The organism is Candidatus Krumholzibacteriota bacterium, from assembly GCA_016931295.1.
Lineage (GTDB): Bacteria > Krumholzibacteriota > Krumholzibacteriia > Krumholzibacteriales > Krumholzibacteriaceae > JAFGEZ01.
Genome location: JAFGEZ010000039.1, coordinates 1 through 21,484, shown reverse-complemented (window position 1 = coordinate 21,484; position 21,484 = coordinate 1). Strand labels below are relative to the sequence as shown.

General features: G+C 68.0%; 13 protein-coding genes. 6 read left to right on the top strand and 7 right to left on the bottom strand.

Annotated elements, in window-relative coordinates:
* Positions 1-37: 37 nt before the first annotated feature.
* Positions 38-544, bottom strand: a complete 507-nt coding sequence (locus JW876_10205; GenBank protein MBN1885878.1) for a peptidyl-prolyl cis-trans isomerase — start codon at positions 542-544, stop codon at positions 38-40.
* Between the two features lie 337 nt (positions 545-881).
* On the opposite strand from JW876_10205, the gene JW876_10200 reads away from it, so the two are divergent.
* On the top strand, positions 882-1,769 hold the full coding sequence (locus JW876_10200; GenBank protein ID MBN1885877.1) for a PhzF family phenazine biosynthesis protein: 888 nt from the start codon (positions 882-884) through the stop codon (positions 1,767-1,769).
* A gap of 186 nt (positions 1,770-1,955) precedes the next feature.
* On the opposite strand, the gene JW876_10195 is transcribed toward JW876_10200, so the two are convergent.
* The 5 genes from JW876_10195 to JW876_10175 all read right to left on the bottom strand — a co-directional run bounded on the left by JW876_10195 (position 1,956) and on the right by JW876_10175 (position 10,074).
* Positions 1,956-3,980, bottom strand: a complete 2,025-nt coding sequence (locus tag JW876_10195) for a S9 family peptidase (GenBank protein ID MBN1885876.1) — start codon at positions 3,978-3,980, stop codon at positions 1,956-1,958.
* Positions 3,981-4,343: 363 nt separating this feature from the next.
* Entirely contained in the window at positions 4,344-7,154 is a 2,811-nt protein-coding gene (locus JW876_10190; protein MBN1885875.1) for a CHAT domain-containing protein, read from the bottom strand.
* Between the two features lie 61 nt (positions 7,155-7,215).
* Positions 7,216-8,016: a tetratricopeptide repeat protein gene (locus tag JW876_10185; protein MBN1885874.1), complete on the bottom strand. Its 801-nt coding sequence runs from the start codon at positions 8,014-8,016 to the stop codon at positions 7,216-7,218.
* Positions 8,009-8,953 carry a sigma-70 family RNA polymerase sigma factor gene (locus tag JW876_10180; protein MBN1885873.1) on the bottom strand — a complete coding sequence of 315 codons (945 nt, stop codon included), beginning with the start codon at positions 8,951-8,953 and terminating at the stop codon, positions 8,009-8,011. Before JW876_10180 ends, JW876_10185 begins: the two co-directional genes overlap by 8 nt.
* A gap of 173 nt (positions 8,954-9,126) precedes the next feature.
* On the bottom strand, positions 9,127-10,074 hold the full coding sequence (locus JW876_10175) for a radical SAM protein (GenBank protein ID MBN1885872.1): 948 nt from the start codon (positions 10,072-10,074) through the stop codon (positions 9,127-9,129).
* A gap of 188 nt (positions 10,075-10,262) precedes the next feature.
* On the opposite strand from JW876_10175, the gene JW876_10170 reads away from it, so the two are divergent.
* The 4 genes from JW876_10170 to sppA all read left to right on the top strand — a co-directional run bounded on the left by JW876_10170 (position 10,263) and on the right by sppA (position 17,682).
* Positions 10,263-12,131: a GNAT family N-acetyltransferase gene (locus tag JW876_10170; GenBank protein MBN1885871.1), complete on the top strand. Its 1,869-nt coding sequence runs from the start codon at positions 10,263-10,265 to the stop codon at positions 12,129-12,131.
* A complete protein-coding gene (locus JW876_10165) occupies positions 12,128-13,285 on the top strand; it encodes an acetoin utilization protein AcuC (protein MBN1885870.1) in 1,158 nt (385 codons plus the stop codon). The genes JW876_10170 and JW876_10165 overlap by 4 nt, the downstream gene beginning before the upstream one ends.
* 203 nt (positions 13,286-13,488) lie before the next feature.
* A complete protein-coding gene (locus tag JW876_10160) occupies positions 13,489-15,936 on the top strand; it encodes a butyrate kinase (protein ID MBN1885869.1) in 2,448 nt (815 codons plus the stop codon).
* A 36-nt stretch (positions 15,937-15,972) separates the two neighbouring features.
* Positions 15,973-17,682, top strand: a complete 1,710-nt coding sequence (sppA, locus tag JW876_10155) for a signal peptide peptidase SppA (GenBank protein MBN1885868.1) — start codon at positions 15,973-15,975, stop codon at positions 17,680-17,682.
* Between the two features lie 7 nt (positions 17,683-17,689).
* On the opposite strand, the gene JW876_10150 is transcribed toward sppA, so the two are convergent.
* Positions 17,690-19,315 (bottom strand): hypothetical protein, encoded by a 1,626-nt coding sequence (locus tag JW876_10150; GenBank protein MBN1885867.1) that lies wholly within the window; start codon positions 19,313-19,315, stop codon positions 17,690-17,692.
* 321 nt (positions 19,316-19,636) lie between these two features.
* On the opposite strand from JW876_10150, the gene JW876_10145 reads away from it, so the two are divergent.
* The coding region (locus JW876_10145) for a hypothetical protein (GenBank protein ID MBN1885866.1) at positions 19,637-21,484 on the top strand (1,848 nt) is incomplete at its 3' end.

Below are 21,484 nucleotides of genomic sequence, written 5' to 3'. Positions count from 1 at the left end.
GTCGGGGGCGCCTCGATCGTCGATCGACGCGGAGGGGCTATTCCTCCTCGGTCTCGATCACGCTCATCGAGCGGATGATGACCGGCTTGACGGGGACGTTCTGGTACTGCCCCTTCGTGGTCGTCTTGACGTCCCTGATCTTGTCGATCGTGTCGGTGCCCGAGACGACCCTGCCGAACACGGCGTATCCCCAGCCCCGCGCCGTCTCCGCGGTGAAATCGAGGGACGCGTTGTCCTTGACGTTGATGAAGAACTGGCAGGTCGCGCTGTGCGGCTCGCCGGTGCGGGCCATCGCGATCGTATACTTCTCGTTGCTCAGGCCGTTGTTCGCCTCGTTCTGGATCGGGGCGCCGGTGGCCTTCTTGACCATGTCCTCGGTGAAGCCGCCGCCCTGCACCATGAAGGTCGGGATGACACGGTGGAAGATCGTGCCATCGTAGAACTTCTTGTCCACGTAGTTGATGAAGTTCTTCACCGAGACGGGTGCCTTGGCGGGGAAGAGCTCGATCACGAACTCTCCGAGGTTCGTCTTGACGAGGACCATCGGGTTCTCCTCCGTCTCCTGGGCGATCGCCGGGGCGGCGGCCGCCGCGATGAGCCCGAACATGACGACGAGCAACAGCGGATTCTTCAGACGCATGAACGTCACCTCCATCGGTGGGTCTCGTTCGAACGGTTCCGATGGTGAAGAATATACCCCATGCCGCCGATCGATAAAAGGGAAAAGCCCGGCAACCCCTCGCCGTGTCCTTTATCGGAGATTTTCAGCGAAATTTGTTTGCCCGATCCGGTTTCTTTTTTCTTTTCCCTTATCGGAAGATTCTGATAGCATGATTCCGTCGGATCCAGGATCCGGTTGCAACCATTACGGGGAAAGAGAGATGGCGCGAAAACTCGTCTACGAGCATCTCGACGTGTTCGCCCGCAAGCCTTTCAGCGGCAATCAGTTGGCCGTGTTTCCATCGCCGGGCAAGGTGACGAAGTCGCAGATGCAGATGATCGCGCGCGAGATCAACTTCTCCGAGACGACCTTCCTCTTCCCGTCGAAGAGCGCCGATTGCCAGGCGCACCTGAGGATCTTCACCCCCGCGGAGGAACTGCCGTTCGCCGGTCACCCGACGATCGGATCGGCCTTCGTGATCTACTCGCGCATGAAGAAACGGAAACGCGACCTGATGCTCGAGCTGGGATCGGGGAAGATACCGGTGCGCATCGAGGGAACGGGCTCGAAGATCGACGCCATCGTGATGTACCAGCCCGTGCCCGCGTTCGGCAGCGCGCTGCAGAACCGCGGCCAGGCCGCGCGCGCGGTCGGGATCAGGACGTTCGACGTCCTCGGCGGGGGCGTCATATCGCACGGCGGTCTCGATGTCCTCATCGTCGAGGCCGACACCTTCGAGACCGTGGCGGGGGCGCAGCTGAACATCGAGGAGGCGTCGAACGTCCTCGAAAGGCACAAGTCGATCGGCATCTACCTCTTCGCGCGCCGCGGGGAGGAGAAGAAACTGTCGGTGAGCGCCCGTTTCTTCGCGCCCGGCCTCGATGTCGTCGAGGATCCGGCGACCGGGTCCGCGGCTGGAGCGCTCGGCGGCTACCTCGCGCGCATCCTCAAGTTCCCCGCCGATCTCCTGCTGTCGATCTCGCAGGGCAAGGAGATCGGCCGGCCGAGCTCCATCCGTTGCGACGTCCACTGCGACCGGGGAATGGTGGCCGATGTCAGGGTCTCGGGGAAGGTCGTCAAGGTCGGCGAAGGCGTGATCCTGCTGTAGCGCGAAAAGTGTTTCGTCGATCGTCGGGCATGTGGTATAATGCGTTCCTGACGGATTGATCGACGGAGAATCTGCCGGAAAAGGTTCTGAGAAGGAGGCCCGCGTGACCCCTTCAACGGTTCCTTTTCCGGTTTTTTCATGTCCGCCCCCGGGCGCGCGGCAACCGCGCGCCCGGGGGCATCCCGACTATTTCAGGTAGCCGGCGAACCACTCGTGGATCGTCTTCCACCACAGCTCGGCGTTCAGCGGCTTGCGCACGAAGTGGTCCTCGTCGGGGAAGAAGAGGAGTTTCGAGGGGACGCCCCGCCGCTGGAGCGCGGTGAAGAACTGCAGCCCCTCGGTGTAGGGGACGCGGTAATCGTGCTCGCCGTGGACGACGAGGCACGGGGTCCGGAAGTCGGCCGCGTAGTTGTGCGGTGAGAATCGCTCGTACATCTCCGGGTTCGTCCACGGCGTGCCCTGGAATTCCCACTCGGGAAACCACAGCTCCTCGGTCGCCCCGTACATGCTTTCGAGATTGTAGACGCCGGCGTGCGACACGAGGCAGCTGAAGCGGTCGGTGTGTCCCTCGATCCAGTCCACCATGTAGCCGCCGTAGGAGGCGCCGGCCGCGGCGAGCCGGTCGCCGTCGATGAAGTCGCGCGTCTCGACGAGGAAGTCGACCCCCTTCATGATGTCGACGTAGGGCGCGCCGCCCCAGTCGCCGCTCACCCCGTCGGTGAGCTCCTGCCCGTACCCCGTCGACCCGGTCGGATTCAGCATGGCGACGACGTATCCCGGCGACGCGAACATCTGCGCGTTCCAGCGGTAGTGGAAATCGTCGCCGAAGGATCCCTGCGGTCCGCCGTGGATCAGAAGGACGAGGGGATACGCGGCGCCCTCCTCGAAGAAGGGCGGCTTGACGAGCATGCCGTGTATCTCCCGCTTGTTCGCTCCCTCGTAGCTGAACTCCTCCACCGGGTTCATCTCGAGGAGATCGAGGGTCTCCCGGTTGAGGTCGGTGAGGCGCGCAAGCCCCCGGCCGCGCATGTCGACGCGCCAGAGGTCGATCGGCTCGCGGATGCTCTGGCGCGCGAAGACGACGTGCCCGCCCTTCGGTGCGACGCGCAGCGACGTGTCGAATCCGCCCCTGACGACGAGCTCGGCGAGGCCGCCGGCCACGTCGACCCGCCCGATCGACGAGCGGCCGCGGTCCTCGGTGGTGAACCAGATCGAGCGGCTGTCCGGCGTCCAGTCGAAGTTCGAGATGCTGTAGTCGAAATCCTCCGTGAGGATCCGTCTCGTCCGTGTGCGGCGGTCCCACACGACGAGGCGCTGCCGGTCGGCCTCGAAGCCGGCCCGGGCCATCGATCGCCATGCGATGTACCGCCCGTCCGGGGAGTAGCGCGGATTGTTGTCGTTCGCCGGATTGTCCGCCGTGATGTCGACGGGCTCGCCGTCGGGGAGGGACTTGATCCAGATGTCGTTGTTCGTCGACACGGCGACGACCGGATCGGGATTCATCGTGAAACAGATCTCGCGGCCGTCGGGCGAGAAATCGTAGTCCCGCTCGCCGCCGAGCGAGATCGGCGGCACGTCGGTCTCCCCGCCGTTGACCGGGACGGGTGCGCCCCCCTCGATGCCGGCGACGAAGAGGCGGCTCCGGCGCCCCTCGCGCCATCCGTTCCAGTGCCGGTAGAGGAGCCCGTCGATCACGCGAGCCCTGACCTTCCCCTCCCGCGCCTCCTCCAGTTTCGCGGCGTTGCAGTCCATATCGGGGCAGCCCGGAAAGACGTTCGACGTGAATACGATCCGCGTGCCGTCGGGCGACCAGAGCGGGCCGCCCGCGCCGGTCGGCACATCGGTCACCCGCCGCGCCTCGCCGCCGTCGGCGGGAATGATCCAGATCTGGCTCGAACCGTCGCGGTCGGAGACGAAGGCGAGCGACCGGCCGTCGGGCGACCAGCGTGGGGAATGATCGTCCCCGTCCCCGCGCACGAACTTCCAGACGTCGCCGCCGTCGATCGAGACGAGATAGATGTCCGTCCGCGAGTCGTTCGCCTCCTTGTCGAACCAGGTCACGTCGAAGGCGACGCGCTTTCCGTCGGGTGATACGTCGAAATCGCCGATCCTGCCCATGGCGATCAGGTCGTCGAAGGTGATCGCGCGCGGCGCGGCAGCCGCGGGAACGGCGAGCGACATGCAGAGGATCAACAGGGCGAGGCGTTTCATCGATACTCCTTCCGGTGGGCGTGCGGATCGATCCGGGCGGGCACGATTGTAGGGGATGGCCGTGCGCCGGGCAACGTTGAATTTCCCGGAGGCGCGGGACCGGGAGGGCATGAAAAAAAGAGGCCGCGCGAGCGGCCTCTCTCCCTACCGGTCATCGCCGTCCCGCGGCCCCGTGGCGCGGGACGCCCCACCTGTCCCCCCGGTACTCAAAAGCCTCGGCCCGAACGTTCCCGGGTCCAGCCTCATGAACGGCGTGCCGTGTGGACATCCCCTCCACACATTCATGAGACGGCCCGGCCGGCCGGTTTGACAGAATAATTATGAATTCCGTGTTCCGGCGCGTCCGCGGGCGCCCGGCGGAAATCACCGCGGGAGGATCGACGCGCGGGCGGTCGCCGCCGCCGGCCGGGCGATGCCGGGGCCGGGAGGGGCGGCCACGATGAAGGGCGCCCATTCGGCGAGCGCTTCCGTCGTTCTGCCGGCGTGCCTGGCCTCGGCGATGAGGCGGCGCCGTGCTTCGGCGAGCGCGCCGGCGGGAAAGCGGCCCTCCCGGAGGAGCCCGTCGTAGAGGGACGTGACGAGTCTGAGCGTCGATGCGTCGTCAACGGGCCAGAGGGAGGCGATGACCGCTCCCGCGCCGGCATCGAGGAAGGCGCCGGCGATCCCCCGTTCGAAACGGTTTCCCGGGACCCCGCGAGCCGACTCGCAGGACGAGAGGACGACGAGAGCGACGCCGTCGAGATCGATTCCCGCGATGTCGCCGGCGGTGAGGAGCGTTTGCCGGAGATCTCGCTCGTTCCCGATCCCGGCCTCCGGCGCGAGCAGGAGCGCCGTGCGCCCGTCATAGACCGGCCACCGGACCGTGTGCGAGGCGATGTGGACGAGGTCGGCTCCGGCGGCGAGATCTTCGAGGAGGGCCGGCCGCGTGGCCGCCGCGCCGTCGAGGACCGTGCAGCGCCCGAACCGCGAGCGGACGGCCTGGATCTCCCGCTCGGCGTGCGGGAGATCGACCAGGTGGGGATAGAGACGCCGCGCATACGGATCGGCGCGTGTCACGCCGACGAGCAGGGGGCGGTCGTAGCAAAGCGGCGAGGGGGACCGTCCGCGGGCGGCGTCCAGGAGACTGGGGGCATAGCTGATCTCGAACGTCTCGATAAGCCAGCGCGCGTCCGGGCCCGGCGGGCGGAGCGCGCCGAAGGGCAGTCGGGCGAGAGGCTCGTCCCGCAGGATGCAGAGCGCGTCGTTCCCCTCGATCGCCCCGGCGACGGGCGCGACGAGGAGCCGGTACAGCGCGCCGGACGTCTCGAGGGCCGCCTCGCCCCGCGCGGAGCCGGCGCCGCACCGTCCGGCGAATTCCCCGACGAGGAGGTCGAGGGCGGCGGCGGAGACGGCGATCCGCTCGAGCTCGAGGCGGTCGCGGTCGAGGAGGACGACGAAGAGTTCGCCGGGGGTGACGAGATACTGCAGGAGAACCGTTCCGGGGGGGATCCAGCGTCGGTCGGCGACGCACGCGCGGATGCGTTCGCCCACCGAGGCCGTGACACGATCCGGGCGGTGACGCGACCGTTCCGCCCGGATGACGAGGGAGTCGATGTCGCCGATCCGCGCGTCCGCGTCGAAGACGTCGGCCCAGAGGGCGGGCAGCCGCTCCCCCGACAGGGTGCATCCCGCGTCGTTTGCCCCGAGGCCGCGTTCGTAGAGGCGAATCGCCTCCCGGTACCGGTCGCGCGCCTCGTCGAGGCGGCCGGCGGCCGCCGCCGCGTGGCCGAGAAGAAGATCGGCGTCCAGCGCCACCATCCACCGGTCTCCGGCGACGGCGAGGCGGCGCGCCTCCTCGAGAAAACGGACGGCCCGGCCCGCGCGGTTCGCCGACAACTCGATCGCGCCGAGGGTCGCGAGGTAGGCGGAGCGAGTCGTCTCGCGGCCGACTCCCGTGGCGACCGAGAGGGCCTCCTCGCCGCTGCGTCGCGCGGCCTCCTCGTCGCCCGCCGCGAGATGCGCCTCGGCGAGCCGCCGGAGCGCCTCGGCGTACATCCTGCGGTCGATGCTTTCGGCCGAGGCCGAGGCCGCCTTCTCGAAGACGGGCACCGATTCCTCGTGGCGTCCCTCGTGCGCCAGGATGCGGCCGATGATGGTGTGCGCGGCGGCGAGATAATATTGGCAGGAGTGGCGGAGGGCCGGATCGAGCGTCGAACCGTCCGCGAGGAGGCTGTCGAGGCTGAAGACGATCCCGGCGGCGATCGGACGGGCGAGCGTGTGTTCGCCGTGGTCGGCGTAGAGACGGGCGAGATCGATTTGCCGGGAGATCCGGCAGAGAGGAACGCGGGACAGGCGGCAGGCCTCGATCGAGCAGGCGAAGAGGCTCTCCGCCTCGACGTAGTAGCCTTCGGCCGCCCTGAGCGAGCCGGTGAAGGAGTGCACGCGCGAGACGAAAAAGGGATCGTCGGCTCGCAGGGCGTAGGCGAGGGAGAGGGCATAGAGGGAATCGGCGTCGGCGAATCGGCGCCGCTGGGCGAACTCGAAGCCGATCCGGCTCGAGACGTGCGCGAGCGGTTCGACGTTGTCGTCGAGCAGATGATGCTCGAACGCCGTCTCGAGCGCGAGGAGACCGCTGTCGGGATTCCCCGTGGAGAAGTGGTAATCGGCGATGGCCTCCCACGGCCAGCCGGACCAGCCCCCGGCGCCGAGACGGTCGATCTCGTTCGCGCACCGGTGGAGGTCGCGCAGGAGACCGGGCGGACGGTCGCCGCTCTCGTGCAGTACGCGGTAGCACTGCAGGTACAGGCGGCGCGCGCGGACGAAGGCGACGCCCCGCTCCTGGTCCGAGAGGACGTTGCAAAGGAATCTCAGGCGCGCGTCGTTTTCCTCGACCGCGCAGATCAGGCGCCCCAACCGTGTCGCTTCCCGCCGCATCCACGAGAAATTCTCCGGCGGCAGGGATTCGATGTGCTCGAAGAGCGGACGCTGCGCGGCGCTGAAGGACCGTGCGGCCGCCCGTTTGCCGGCCGATCGCCACGTCTCGAGCAGCGTCGAGTCGGCGAGGATGTGGATGGGACTACCGGTGAGCGCCTGTTCCCCGAACGATGCCTCGCCGACGCCGGTCGACGAGGCATCGACCAGGGAGACCATCGCCGCCGCGCAGATCGCGATTGCCGTTCTTGCGAGAGTCCGCATGGGGATACCTCGCGGACATGGTAGCAGAGATGCTCCGGAAAGCCAACGGTGCACGGGAGGATCAGGGGACGAGCGCGCGGAGCTGCATGACCCACGGCGAACCGGCGTCCCGCGCGAGATAGGCGTCCCGCGACCAGGCCGACAGTGCGGCATCGCCCGTGCGGGCCGCGACGACGGCGAGATTGTAGAAGGTCTCCGGCGGCGCGCCGGAAAAACTCGATGCGCGTCGGAGCAGGCCGAGGGCCTCGTCGTTCCTGCCGAGGCGGTAGCGGACGACGGCGAGCGCCGTCAGGATCGCGGGATCGTCCGGTTCGAGACGGTCTGCTTCGCGGCAGGAGACCTCGGCCATCCCGAGGTCGCCGCGGGCGAGGTAGAGGTAACCGAGAAGAAGGCGGATCGATGCGTTCTTCGGGTGCCTGCCGGCGGCGGCCGCGAGGCGCCGTTCGGCTTCGCGTCCCGCCTCGGGCTCCACGGCGGGGCCTCGGTGCGCGGGGAGCAGGCCCGGGAGGCGCCGGTCGCCGGGAAGGCGGAGCTCGCCGAGGCGGCTCTCCGCGACGATGCCGCGGACGAGTTTCGCTCCCGCGCGGAGATCGCCGTCGGCCGCGGGCGAGCGGAGAAGGACCGCAACCGCCAGTATCGCGACGGCGGCGGCCGCGGCGGCCAGGGCGACCGATCCCCGCCGTCGCGGCCGGCCGGCCGGCGGAGAGAGGAACTCCCGGTACTCCGCGCGGGCGGCGATCAGCTCGGCGAGGCAGGAGGGGCAGTTCTCGAGATGAGCGTCGATGCGCCGCCGCTCATGCGCCGTCAGGCGCCCGTCCAGCAGCGCCGCCATCTCCTCGGTCGTCATGCAGTCGTTACGCATCCCGTCTCCGTTCGTCTGTCGCCGGACCGTTCCCGAGTAGATGAGACGGCGTGTTGGCCGATATTTCCCGGTCGAAAACGGAACGGATATTCCCGCCCGGATCCCGCCACGCGTTCTCCCAGGCGGCCAGGTCGACGATATTGTCGACGATCCCCCGGTAGATTTCCTCGGGAACGCCCCGGTCGAGCAGCGCGTGCCGCAGGTCCCGCTGGAGCCGTTCGATCCGGCGGTAGACCTGCTTGATGTTCCCCAGGTCGAGCACCTCGCAGATCTCGCGGGCGCTCGAGCGGTTGACGAACCGCATCGTGAGGATCGTCCGGTCCCTCTCGGGCAGCGCGCCGATCGCAGTCGCGAGGTCGTCGAAGGCGCGGCGGAGGAGCGCGCGGTCGCCGAGCAGTTCGGGCGGAGCGGCGGCCCGGGTCTCCGGCGGCGGCAGCACCGCGGGAACGAGCAGCCGCTCGATGAGTCTGCCCAGGCCCTTGTCGCGTGCCGCGGCCTCGACACGGTCACGCACGTCGAGAAGATCGAGCCAGGAGAATTCCGTGCCGAACTCGAGCCGCAGGGCTTCCATGACCTCGTGCATCTGCAGGCGTTGCAGGTAGAAGAGGCGGAAGAAGCGCGCTTCGACCGGTGCCAGGTCGCGAACGGCCTGGAGGACGTGCCGCGTGCCGCGCTCGCTCCGGTACCAGTCGCGGCAGATGTTGCGGGTCACCGCCCAGAGCCAGGTCCCGAGCGTCGAGCGCCCCCGCCAGCTCGCCAGGCCCCCGCCGCGAAGCTTCGCGAGGGTTTCGGCGAAGAGGTCGGCGCGCGCCTCATCGCCGTCGACGAAGCGTGCGATCGTCGCCCGGATGAGCGGGGCGTGCGCCGACACGAAGCTGCGCCAGGCGCCGTCGTCCCCGGACCGTATGCGCTCGATGAGTCGGGACGTGTCGTCCATGAGGAGAGTATACTACATAATGACAGGCGGTTCAACGATGGGGGGGAGAAGGCGAATAGCCGGCGTCACCCCAGCCGCTCCCGGCCGGCGATGCGTCGGCTATGTGGGGTCCCGCTTCCGCGGGTGTGCTGCTGCACGGGAAATATACCCGCCCGGCGGCAAATAGACAATAATTATTCCTGATTGTCGCGGTCGGCGCGTTTCGTCGCCGTGTACCAGGTCTCGCCCCCGTGCGCCGAGGAGACGACCCGTCCGCCGGTCTCGAGCGCGGCGAGGATCTTGACGACGCCGGGGAGCGGCGTGCCGAGCGCGCGGTGGATGTCGGCGGCGGTGCATGGCCGCCGCGCGATGAGATCGATGATCGTCTCCGCGGCCGCCGCGTCCTCGATACCGGCCCGCACGCCCGCCGACGCAACCACCTCGGCCGTCGAACCGAAGAGGAGGCGGATCCGCTCGAGCTCGCCGGCCGCGATCGGGCCGATACCGGGCTCCGTGCCAGGCCGCACGGCGGTATTGATCTGCACCGCCTCCACCGGGAGCCGCCGCACGATCGCGGCGAGGGCGTCGAGATGGTTCGCGCCGTCGTTGAGGCCCTCGACGACAAGGATCTCGAGCAGGACGCGCCCGCGATACTCGCCGACGAACCGTTCGAGGCCGTCGATGACCGATGCGATCCGGCAGTCCGGATGGGGACGGTTGATGCGTTGGAATACCTCGTCGGTGGCCGCGTCGAGCGACGGGAGAACGACGTCGGCCCGCATCAGCTCGGCCCGGACGGCCGGGTCGCCGAGCAGCGAGCCGTTCGTGATGACGGCGACGGGCGCCTCCGAGCGTTTTCCGAGACCGTCGATCAGTTCGCCCATCCGGGAGTAGAGGGTCGGCTCGCCCGCCCCGGAGAGCGTGAGGTGGTCGGGGGGCTCGCGGAGGGAGGCGATCCGCTCGGCGGCCGCGTCGAGCAGCTCGTCGAGCGGGTAGAATTCCCGGCGCTCGCAGGTGAGGTCCGTCGTCTTGCCGCACTCGCAGTAGACGCAGTCGAAGGTGCAGGTCTTGTACGGAACGATGTCGATGCCGAGCGATCGGCCGAGGCGGCGCGACGGAACGGGGCCGAAGATCCTGCTCATCGGTATGCATCCTTTCCCGCCGGCGGCGGGGGCGCCGGCAGACCGAATCTACGAAAAATCGTGGCGTTCCGCCACTCCAATCCGTCCAGGCGGTCGACGGCGCTTGAAGAATCCGCCGGAATGACGCATTATCGGGGTGGCCGGCGCCGGACGGGACGCCGGCGGGACGTGAACGAAAAGGGGTGACCATGGGGCTGCAGGTCCAGCGCCTGCTGGAGGAGAAGAAGCGATCGGCCGACGACCTCGTCCGGCTGATCAAGCCGGGGAGCCGCATCTTCATCGGGTCGGGGGCGGCGGAGCCGCAGAACCTCATCCGGGTGCTGATCGAGAAGGGCAAGTACATCGAGGACCACGAGACGATCAACCTGATCGAGCTCGGCACCACTCCCTACGCCGAATCGGTGCTCAGCAAGCCGTTCCATCGCAACGCCTTCTTCGTCGGGCAGAACGTCCGGGGGGCGGTGAACGAGGGGCGCGCCGAGTACACGCCGATCTTCCTCTCCGAGCTCCCCGAGCTCCTCAGGTCGCGGCGGCTCAAGATCGACGTCGCCCTCGTCCAGGTCGCGCCCCCCGACAACTACGGATTCTGCTCGCTCGGCGTCTCGGTGGACGTCGTCAAGGCGGGGGTCGAGGCGGCGAGGATCGTGATCGCCGAGGTCAACAAGCGGATGCCGCGGACCCTCGGCGACTGTTTCATCCATCTCAACGACATCGACGCGGTGATCGAGAGCGACCAGGAGTTGCTTACCTGGACGCCGCCGGAACCGGACGAGGTCTCCATGCGGATCGGCCAGAACGTCGCCCGGCTCATCCACGACGGGTCGACGATCCAGGCGGGGATCGGGATGATCCCCAACGCGATCCTCCGGCACCTCGAGGACAAGCACGATCTCGGCGTCCACACCGAGATGTTCTCCGACGGCCTCATCGACCTCGTGGAGAAGGGGGTCATCACCAACCGGAGAAAGACGCTGCACAACGGCAAGATCGTGGCGACCTTCTGCATGGGGAGCGGACGCCTCTACGATTTCGTCGACGACAACCCGCTCCTCGAGTTCCATCCGTGCGACTACACGAACGATCCCTTCGTCATCTCGCAGAACGACCGCATGGTGTCGATCAACGCGGCGATACAGATCGACCTGACCGGCCAGGTCTGCGCCGATTCGATCGGCGAGTACTTCTACTCGGGGATCGGCGGGCAGGTCGACTTCGTGCGCGGTTCGGCCCGTTCCCGCGGGGGGAAGCCGATCATCGTGCTTCCCTCGACCGCCCGGGACGGTACGGTCTCGAGGATCGTCCCCTTCCTCGACCAGGGAGCGGGGGTGGTGACCTCGCGCGGCGACGTCCACTACGTCGTCACCGAGTACGGGATCGCCAGCCTGCACGGCCACAATCTCCGCGAACGGGCCCTGCAGCTGATCAGCATCGCCCATCCCGATTTCCGCGACGACCTGATCGCCTACGCCAAGCAGCGCAACATCGTCCACCTCGACCAGATGCCCCTCGCGGGCGCGGGGCGTTTCTACCCCGAGCAGTACGAGCACACGGCCGTCTTCGGCGATATCGAGGTCTTCTTCCGCCCGGTGAAACCGACCGACGAGGCCCTCGAGCGGGAGTTCTTCTACTCCCTCAGCGACGAGTCGATCTACTACCGGTTCTTCAATATCGTCAAGGCACTGCCGCACGAGAGGATCCAGCCGATGGTCAACATCGACTACCGCGAGGAGATGGCGATCGTGGGGCTGCTCGGCGAGCCGGGTGACGAGGAGATCGTGGCGATCGGACGGTTCAGGAACGACCCGTCGGACAACCGGGCAGAGGTGGCCTTCCTCGTCCGAGACGACTGGCAGAACCGGGGGATCGGCACGCATCTCATGTCGCGACTCATCGACATCGCGCAGGAGATGGGGATCGAGGGCTTCAAGGCGGAGGTCCTCGCCGCGAACAAGAAGATGATGCACGTCTTCCACAAGTGCGGCTATCCGATCCACAGCCGGCTCGAGGAGGGATCCTACGCGATCCACATCGAGTTCTCCGAGAAGGGGAAGGCATGACGGCCGGCGTCGACAGGGCGATCTTCGTCAATTCCCGCAGGCTCGGATCCTTCTCCTTCAGCGAGGATCATCCGTTCAAGCCGGCACGGGTGGCGCGCGTGCACCGGATGTGCGAGCGGCGGGGGCTCTTCTCCGCGCCGGGGCTCCGGGTGGTCGACGTCGAGGAGCCCGAGGAGGGCGTCCTCGAGCGCTTTCACACCCCCGAGTACATCGACGCGCTCCGGCGGGCGGACAGCGGGGCGGAGGTCGATCTCGACATGCTGCACCACGGGATCGGTTCGATGGAGAACCCCGTCTTCCGCGGCGTGTGGGAGTTCTCCGCCCTGTCGGCCACGGCGAGCCTCGTCGCCGCGCGCGCGGTCGCGGCGGGCGCCGAAAGCGCCTTCAATCCCTGCGGCGGATTCCACCACGCCCGTCCCGACCGGGCGGCGGGCTTCTGCTACGCGAACGACATCGCGATCGCCATCGGCGAGCTCCGCGCGGCGGGGCTGCGCACGGCCTACGTCGATATCGACGCGCACCACGGCGACGCCGTCCAGGACGCCTTCTACGACGACCCGGAGGTGCTCACCGTCTCGATCCACGAGACCGGCAAGACCCTCTTTCCCTGGGGCGGGTTCGAGCGGGAGACGGGCGAGGGGGCGGGACGCGGATTCAACGTCAACGTCGCGCTCGAGCCCGAGACCGACGACGAGATCTTCGCCCGCCTCTTCGACGGGATCGTCATGGACGCGCTCGACCGGTACGATCCCGAGGTCGTCGTCGCGCAGGTCGGCACCGACATGCTCTCCACCGATCCGCTCACGCACCTGCGGCTCACGAACAACGGGTACATCGAGGCGATCGAGCGGCTCCACCGGCGCTTCCCGCGCATCCTCGCCCTCGGCGGGGGCGGGTACCGGATGGACGACGTCGTCCGGGGATGGACGCTCGTCTGGGTCGAGCTGTCGGGCCAGGTCCTCGACGCGGGGTACGGCGGTGCGCTCGGCGGGGTCTTCCTCGGCGATCCGTCGATCGAGGGATCGGATCTCCGGGACATGCGGCTCTACACGACCGGTCCGGTCAAGGAACGGCTCGGCCGCATGGCCGACCGGGCGATCGAGCAGTACCGGACGCAGCGGCGGCCCCTGATCGCCAGGAAGCCGGAACGCTGATCGCCGGGGCCCTTCGCCGCGTCGATCCGCCGCTGGCCGGCTTCGCCCCACGACCGGACAGAGATAGAAATATTTGTTTTTTATAGCGGAATTGAAATTCAGGGAAAACGTTTGTAAATCGAATATAGTTTATATATGTTACACGGTACCGATCGATATCCCGCCGCGTGGCGGAACTCATTGAGACGCAAGGAGCAGAGGCAGTGACTTCGCAGGACACCGACATACTTGAATCGCAACTGAACGCGCTGCTCGATGCGCTTCGCGAACAGCATGGCGCGGCGTCGCTCGAGCGCTCCATCAACCAGGCGATCGAGGATCTCAGGCTCGGCAGGCTCGACGGGGAGGACGCGCTCCTCGCCCGGATGCGCGAACTCGTGCGCCAGACGCGCCCCGCCGCCCTCCACCAGGGGTGGCTCGAGTCCTGGGGCAACCTCTTCTCCCAGACCGTCAGGTTTCTCCTCAACTCCGACGGCGGCGCGGGGAAGGTCATCTCCCTCCTCTACGGAAACGAGCCCATGCCGCCGGCGGCGGCCGATCAGCTGATCCTCTGCGTCAATCCGGGGTCGACCTCGACCAAGATCGGGATCTACCGGGGCACCGTCCTCCAGGGGGAGACGGAGGTGCACCTGCCTCCCGACTACGACGACAGCGTGGAAAACCGGTGCGACGCGATCGTCGCCTGGGTGGAGAAGCAGGGGATCGCGCCGGGCGAGCTCACCGGCATCGCCTGCCGCGGCGGTTTCGTGAAGCCGGTGCCGCCGGGCACCTACGAGGTTTCCGACGCGATGGTGGAGGACCTCCTCGAGCCGCGCATCGTGCACGCCTCGAACATGGCCATCCCCATCGGGCTGAAGATCAGGGAGCGCTTCGCCGGCGACGGCGAGATCCTCGTGACGATGTCCGACCCGGTCGCCTCCGACGACGTCGATACCGTCTCGCGCCTCACCGGCATACGGCGGATACTCATCGACGGCTCCGGCGCCCACTACCTCAGCCAGGAGGCGATCCACCGCTTCGTCTGCTCGATGCTCGGGGTCGATCCGGCCGAACTCGCCACGATCGGCGCCCACATGGGCGGCGGGATCTCGATCGTGCGGCACGTCGGCGGCCATGCGAGCGATCTCGTCAACGCCTTCGCCGGCGTGCCGAGCGCCAACCGGAGCGGCAACATCCCGCTCGACGCCCTGCTCGACGCGATCGACCGCCAGGAGATCAGTCTGCCCGAGCTCCGGAAGTACCTCTTCCGCGAGGGGGGGCTCATCGATCTCACCGGGACGAACGACTTCCGCGCGCTCATGCATTTCCGCGAGTCCGGGGCGACGGACCAGCAGCGCGAGAAGATCGAGCTCGTCATCGACTTCCTCGCGCGGAACATCGCCGGCTCCGTCCTCAAGCTCGCCGCCTTCGAGGGGAAGGTCGACGCCGTCATCCTCACCGGCGGGCTCAGCCGCAGCGGCGAGTTCACCGGGCGTATCCGCCGCAAGGTGCTTCCCTACGCGCCGGTCGTCGTCATTCCCGGCGCGATCGAGCACGAGGCGATGGTCGCCGGCCACCTCCGGGCGCGCTTCCTGCCGGGGGAGAAGAAGGATTACGTCGTCGAGCGCGACGAGCTGCGCCGGCGCCGGGCGGCCGAGCGCGAGCTCATGGAGACCGAGATCTTCGCCAACCCCGCCCTGCGGAAGAAGGAGAACGCGCCGGTCACGAGCCTCGACGAACTGATCCACCACGCCCGCTCGCTCGTGGCGATGGGGCGCGCCCCGCGCGTCGCGATCGTCGGCGCGGAGAACGAGGACGCCATCGCGGCGGCGAAACAGGCCAACGAGGACGGGCGGTACCCCGTGGCGAAGTTCCTCCTCGTCGGCGACTACTACCAGGTCAACAAGCTCGCGTGGGAATACGACATCAAGGTCGACGGCGACAACTACACGATCGTCGATTCCGACGATCCCGTGCAGCGGTCGGTCGAGCTCCTCGCCTCGGGCGAGGCGGATCTCCTCATGAAGGGCGGCGTCAAGACCGCCGAGATCATGGGCGGGACGCTGCGGTTCCTCAAGGACAGCGGCAGGATCAGGAAGGGGCGGATCTACAGCCACGTGGGGATCTTCCAGATCCCGACCTATCCGAAGCTCCTCATCGTCTCAGACGCGGCGCTCATCCCGAATCCCGACCAGGCGCTGAAGAAGAAGATCGTCGAGAACGCGATCACCATCGCCGGGTACCTCAACATCCGGATGCCGAAGATCGCGATCATCTCGGCCGTCGAGACGCGGAACCCGAGCGTCGAATCGTCGATGCTCGCCGGCGACCTCGCCGACGATTACGCCGGACGGGAGGACTGCATCGTCGAGGGGCCTCTCTCGCTCGACGTGGCGATGTCGCCCGCATCGGCGCACGAGAAGCACTACCGGGGCCGGATCAAGGGGAACGCCGACATCCTCATCATGCCGGACATCGAGGCGGGGAACGTCGTCTACAAGTCCCTCACCGTGTCCTCCGGCGCCTTTCTCGCCGGGGCGATCGTCGGCGCGGGCGTGCCGATCATCCTCACTTCCCGCGGCGACTCGGCGCGCTCGAAGCTCGCCTCGATCTCGCTCGCCTGCCTCGTCGCGATGAAGCAGGGGGATCTCGCCGCCGAACAGACCACGTGACCGGGCCGGCGCGGGGCCCGGCGAGGGGGTGACGCCGTGAGCGGTCGCAATGCGCGGATCGCGCTTCTGCTCTTCTTCGGGTTCTTCCTCGTCATCCTGCCGATTCTTTTCCTGACGGGGCTCGACACCGGGCTCGACCGGCGGTCCGCCGGGGGGCGGACGGCCCTCGTCGTCGAGATCCGGGGCCGGATGCTCGAGTACGATCCCTCCCTCGCCGGGGGGCTCGCCTTCGCCACGCGCGAACCGACGATGACCTCGATCCTCGGCGCACTGTCCCGCGCCGAGCGGGACGACCGCGTCGAGGCGGTCGTTTTGCGGATACGTCCCTCGGGCGCGGGTCCTGCCAAGTGCGCCGAGATCGCCGGGGCCCTCGGGCGGCTCCGCGCGGCGGGGAAGCGGACGATCGCCTTCTCGCCCGTCCTCGAGAACAGCCACTACGCGCTCGCCGCGGCGGCCGACAGCGTCTTCATGCCACCGGCGGGTTTTCTTTTCTTCGCCGGGCCGTCATCGAGCGCCCTCTTCGTCCGCGGGCTCTTCGACAAGATCGGCGTCTCTCCCAACATCCACCGCATCGGCGAATACAAGTCGGCGGCGGAGATGCTCACCGAGACGCGCCGCACGCCCGAATCGCGGTCGATGATCGAACGCCTGCTCGCCGTCGGTGGCGCCGAGATCGCCGCCGCCGTCGCCGCCGGACGCGGCGTTCCCGTCGACACCGTGCTCTCGTGGCTGGAGGACGGTCTCTTCAGCCCGCGTCGGGCCGCCGGCGCGGGGCTCATCGACGGGCTCCGCCACTGGGACGAGGTGGAGACGGCGCTCGAGGAGTCGGGACTGCGTCTCGTCGGCTCGCGCGAGTACGGCGCCGGGCACACGGGCGGGCTGTCGGCCATCGCCGGTTCCGCAGTCGCCGTCGTCCACGCGCAGGGCGCGATCGTCCTCGGGGAGAGCGGATTCGACCCGGTCGAGGGGATGACGATGGGATCGGAGACGATCATCCGGGAATTGCGGCGGGCGCGGGACGATCCGCGCGTGCGTGCGATCGTGCTGCGCGTCGATTCACCCGGCGGGAGCGGGATCGCCGGCGGCCTCATCTCCCGCGAGGTGGAGATGGCCGCGGCAGTCAAGCCGGTCGTCGTCTCGATGTCCGACGTGGCCGCCTCGGGCGGGTACGAGATCGCCTACCGGGCGGACAGCATCTTCGCGATGCCGGTCACCGTGACCGGCTCGATCGGCTCGATCACGGGCAAGCTCAACCTGCGCGGCCTCTACGAACGGCTCGGGATCGCGAAGGACGAGATCGGCACGGGGCCCCTCTCGCTCATCTGGTCGGACTACCGCGACTTTTCCGATCGAGAATGGGAGGCGGTCCGCCGGGAGCACACCGCGTTCTACCTCGAGTGGATCGGCGAGATCGCCCGCAGCCGGGGCATGACGCCGGCGCGCGTCGATTCGCTCGGGCAGGGGCGCGTCTGGACCGGTCGGGACGCGGCGAGGAACGGTCTCGTCGACGGACTGGGGGGGCTCGACCGCGCGGTCGACGCCGCCTGCCGACTCGCGGGGATCGATGATGCCGGCGAGGCGGTCCTCGTGCATCTTCCCGAGCGCGCGGGTCTCCTCAGGAGCCTGCTCGCCGGCGATCTTTTCGGGAACGCCGCCGCCGGCCTCTTCCACCGGGCCGTCGTCGAGGACCGGCGGTGGGAGACCTTCCCCGGCGCCGAGCGCCGACTCGGCGAACGCATCAGGTAGGCGCGACTCAGAAGGAGTAGCGGAGATCGATGGTCATCCCCGTCAGCGAGTCGGGGGTGAGGTCGGATCCCGTGAAGATATCGGCCGAGAGTCGCTCGCCCCAGCGGAACGAGAAACCCACCGAGGCGGTCCGGATCATCGTCACGCGCCGGTCGACGTCCTCCGGGGCGGCGCAGGCGGCGGGCGACGCCGCCGCGGAATCGAGGTCGACGACCGGGATGCTCGTCCTGCTCCGGTCGCGTTCCCACGAGGCGCCGACGACGAAGCCTGCGCGGAAAGCGAACCACGGACGGGGCGTGAATTCGCACGCGACGGGGAGGGCGCCCTCGACCGTCGTGATCCGGCGCTCGAAGAAAAGCCGCTGCGCTCCGTCGCGCCGCTCGGCGCCGAGGTCGTCCATCCAGGTGACGGTCGATGAGAAGAGGGGGGCGTCCTCCCAGGCGAAATGGGAGAACGCGACGGAGATCCCCCCGAAAAGCGCGAGGTCGTCGCGCAGTTCCCGCGTGTTCCCGAGCCGGGCCGTGCAGAACTCGCGCAGCGCATCGTTCGACGACGCGAATCCCGCGTCGACGCACCGCCGCTCGTTCATGTAGTTCCGGTAGTCGTAGTTCTTCAGCAAATTTTGCCACCAGCCGTCGATCGCGCCCCACTGGGCGCCGCCGTCGATGTAGAGGACGGTTCCCGACGCGTACGAGCGGCGGAGGGCGAGGCGCGCGGTCCACCGATCCGATCTGCGGATGTCCTCCGCGGCGAGGTAGTCGTAGTCGTACTCGTAATAGCCCGGGTCGTCGCCGTAGTGCCAGATGATCCCGCTGTCGAACACGGCGCTCCGCGCGTAGAGGGACGAACGCTCGAGGCCGAGGAGGACCTCGGCGGTGCCGTCCGCCTCCCGGTCGACGACGAGCCCCGCCGTGCCGTACACGGTCCGGCGGCGCCTGAACTCGCCGGTACGCGTCTCGCTGCCGTAGGATTCCTGATCGAGCACGTATTCGTTGTTTTTCAGGTCGAAGTCCTGGTACGCGTACTCGTTCGTCCGTTCGTAGCGCTGGTAGATGCCCGAGAAGCCGAGGCGGCATCCGAGAAGGCCGCTTTCGCCCAGCCGGCGCGCGGCCGCGAAGGCGATATTCCAGTATTCCCGGTTGCGCAGATCCCCGTCGTGGCTCGCGCCCGATGAATACATGTAATCCCGGCGGAGGTCCGAGCGGGCGTACGTCGTCAGGATCTCGTCGTCATCGACGAACCAGTCGGCGGAGAAACCGGCGACCCAGCCTCCCGCCCGGGCGCCGACGACGGCCAGCTCGTGCGACCCGAGGCCGGCCGAGGAGGAGGCCGCCTCGCTCGCCATCGTCATGCGCATGTCCCCGTACATCAAGAGGTTTCCCTCGAGGCGGGGGAGGTACATGTTTTCCCACGATTGCGACCGGTAGCGGTACAGGACGAACGGCCCGTCCGTGGCGGCGAGCCATGCGGGGTTGCGGGCGAGGTCGGTCGCCTCGTCGCGCACGATCCCCTCGAGATAGCCGTTTCCGAGCGAGAAGAGCCTCGCCGAGACACCGGTCTGCGCCGACGCGCCGCCGGCGAGCGCCAGGCCGACGGCCGCCGCGACGACGACGGCAGGGAACCGTAACTTCATGCGCCTGTCCCCTTTCCCGTGGAATGAGAGGCCGAGTCTACTATGCCCCCTGTCGTCCGCGCAACGAAAATCGCCCCGGCCGGCGGCCGGGGCGATGCATAAGCTGTTGAAACGCTGTGTGATATATGGTAGAATCGGTGTAACTATCCCGGCGCGTCCCGCGGGGCCGCCGGAAGCGATCCGCTCAGACGATCCGACTCGAACGACCGGACGGACGATCCGCCGGGGGAGGGAGGGGATGAGAGCACTGCCCGCGTCCCCGTGAGGGCGCCCATTGCCCGCTGGTACCAGTCGCTGTCGACATTTCAAGGAGAGTACGGAATGAAGACGAAGAAATCGCTGCTTTTCTTCATGGCCGCCGCGGTCATGCTGGCGTTCGTCGCCGGCGACCTGTCGGCGCAGGTGCCGCGCACGGCGCCGAAACGGATCGTCCAGCCATCGAACGATCCGCAGTTCGGCTACGTGCCCCCGCCGATCGACCTGAGCCACATCCAGCCGTCGCCCTTCCTGACGGCGCCCCTCGCTCCCGCCTCGTGGGACTGGCGGGCGATGAGCGGGGTCAGCTCGGTCAAGAACCAGAACCCCTACGGCACCTGCTGGACCTTCGCCGCTCTCGGCAACCTCGAGTCGCAGGTCCTGCTGGGCGAGTTCTACGAGCCCGACTACTCGGAGCTCAACATCGTCTCGTGCAATCCCACGTCGAACGACTGCAACGCCGGCGGCAACTCCTGGATGACGACGAACTACCTCTCCCTGCTCGGCTCGGTCGAGGAGTCGTGCGACACCTATCCGGGCGGCTGCCCGACGCCCTCGTGCATCAACCCGGCCTGCTCGTACCTCAAGCAGGTCACCGAGTGGCGTCTCGTCCCGAACGACGTCGAGGCGATCAAGACGGCCGTCATGACCTACGGCCCCGCCTACACCTCGTTCTACGCGAGCTTCCCCGGCTTCAGCTCCTACGACGGCTCGTACTGCCTCACGTACGCCGGCACGGAGGATCCCAACCACGCCGTGCTGATCGTCGGCTGGGACGACGCGATGTGCAGCGGCAACGGCGCCTGGATCGTGAAGAACTCCTGGGGCACCGGCTGGGGCGACAACGGCTACTTCTACATCCAGTACGGAAGCGCGCGGATCGGCAGCAACACGAACGTCATCACGGGCTACCGCGACTACGATCCCGCCGCCCTGGTCCATCACTACGACGAGTGGGGCTGGTGGAGCGCGGTCGGATACGGCGATGGGAATGACTACGCCGTCGTCGAGATCGACCCGGCGACGAGCGACTACCTGACCCAGCTGCACTTCTGGGCGACCGCCTCGCCGACGATCTACACGATCACCGTCTACGACGACTTCGCGCCGGCCGCCGGGCCGTCGAACCCCATCGCGGGGCCCTTCACCGGCACGGCCACCGACGCCGGGTACTACACGATCGAGCTCGCCACGCCGATCCCCGTCGGCACGGGCGACGAGATCTACATCCACGCCGACCTCAACACGGGAGCCTACGGCTATCCGGTTCCCTACGACGACTCGGGCCCGATGGAAAACGGCAAGTGCTACATCTCGAACGACGACGCCACGTGGAACGATCTTGGCGGCACCGGCTACGCGATGGGCGACATCGGTCTCCGTGCCACGATCGGTCCGATCGACCAGGGAAGCGAATGCTTCAAGGAGGGCGACCCGGCCTTCTACGTGGACTTCGGCGAGACCGCCCGCGACGTCATCGCCGGCGAGACGGTCTGCTGGACCGTCGGTCCCTGCAACTTCGGCTTCGTCTCGGCCACCTGCCCCGACACCGACACCTTCTGCGTCGACGTCGAGGAGACGCAGAACTGGATCGTCACCGGAGATCCGCCGCTGCGCGCCTGCAATGTGCTCGATCCGGGCTACCTCTGGTGGCAGGACATCTGTGTCACTGTGCCGTGCGACGTCTCGGTGTGCGACTACGACACGGTGACCGCGGTCATGAGCTACTGCGACGCCGCGGGATTCTGCGCCGCGGACTGCGGCGACTGCGAGGATCCGAACTTCTACGGCGGCGACCCCTACTACTCCACGATCACGGTCGTGCTGCACGTCGTCGAGTCGCCCCCGGCGCTCTACATCCTGCAGGACAGCCTCTACCTCGTGGAGCAGGGCCAGACGGCCGCCTACATCCCG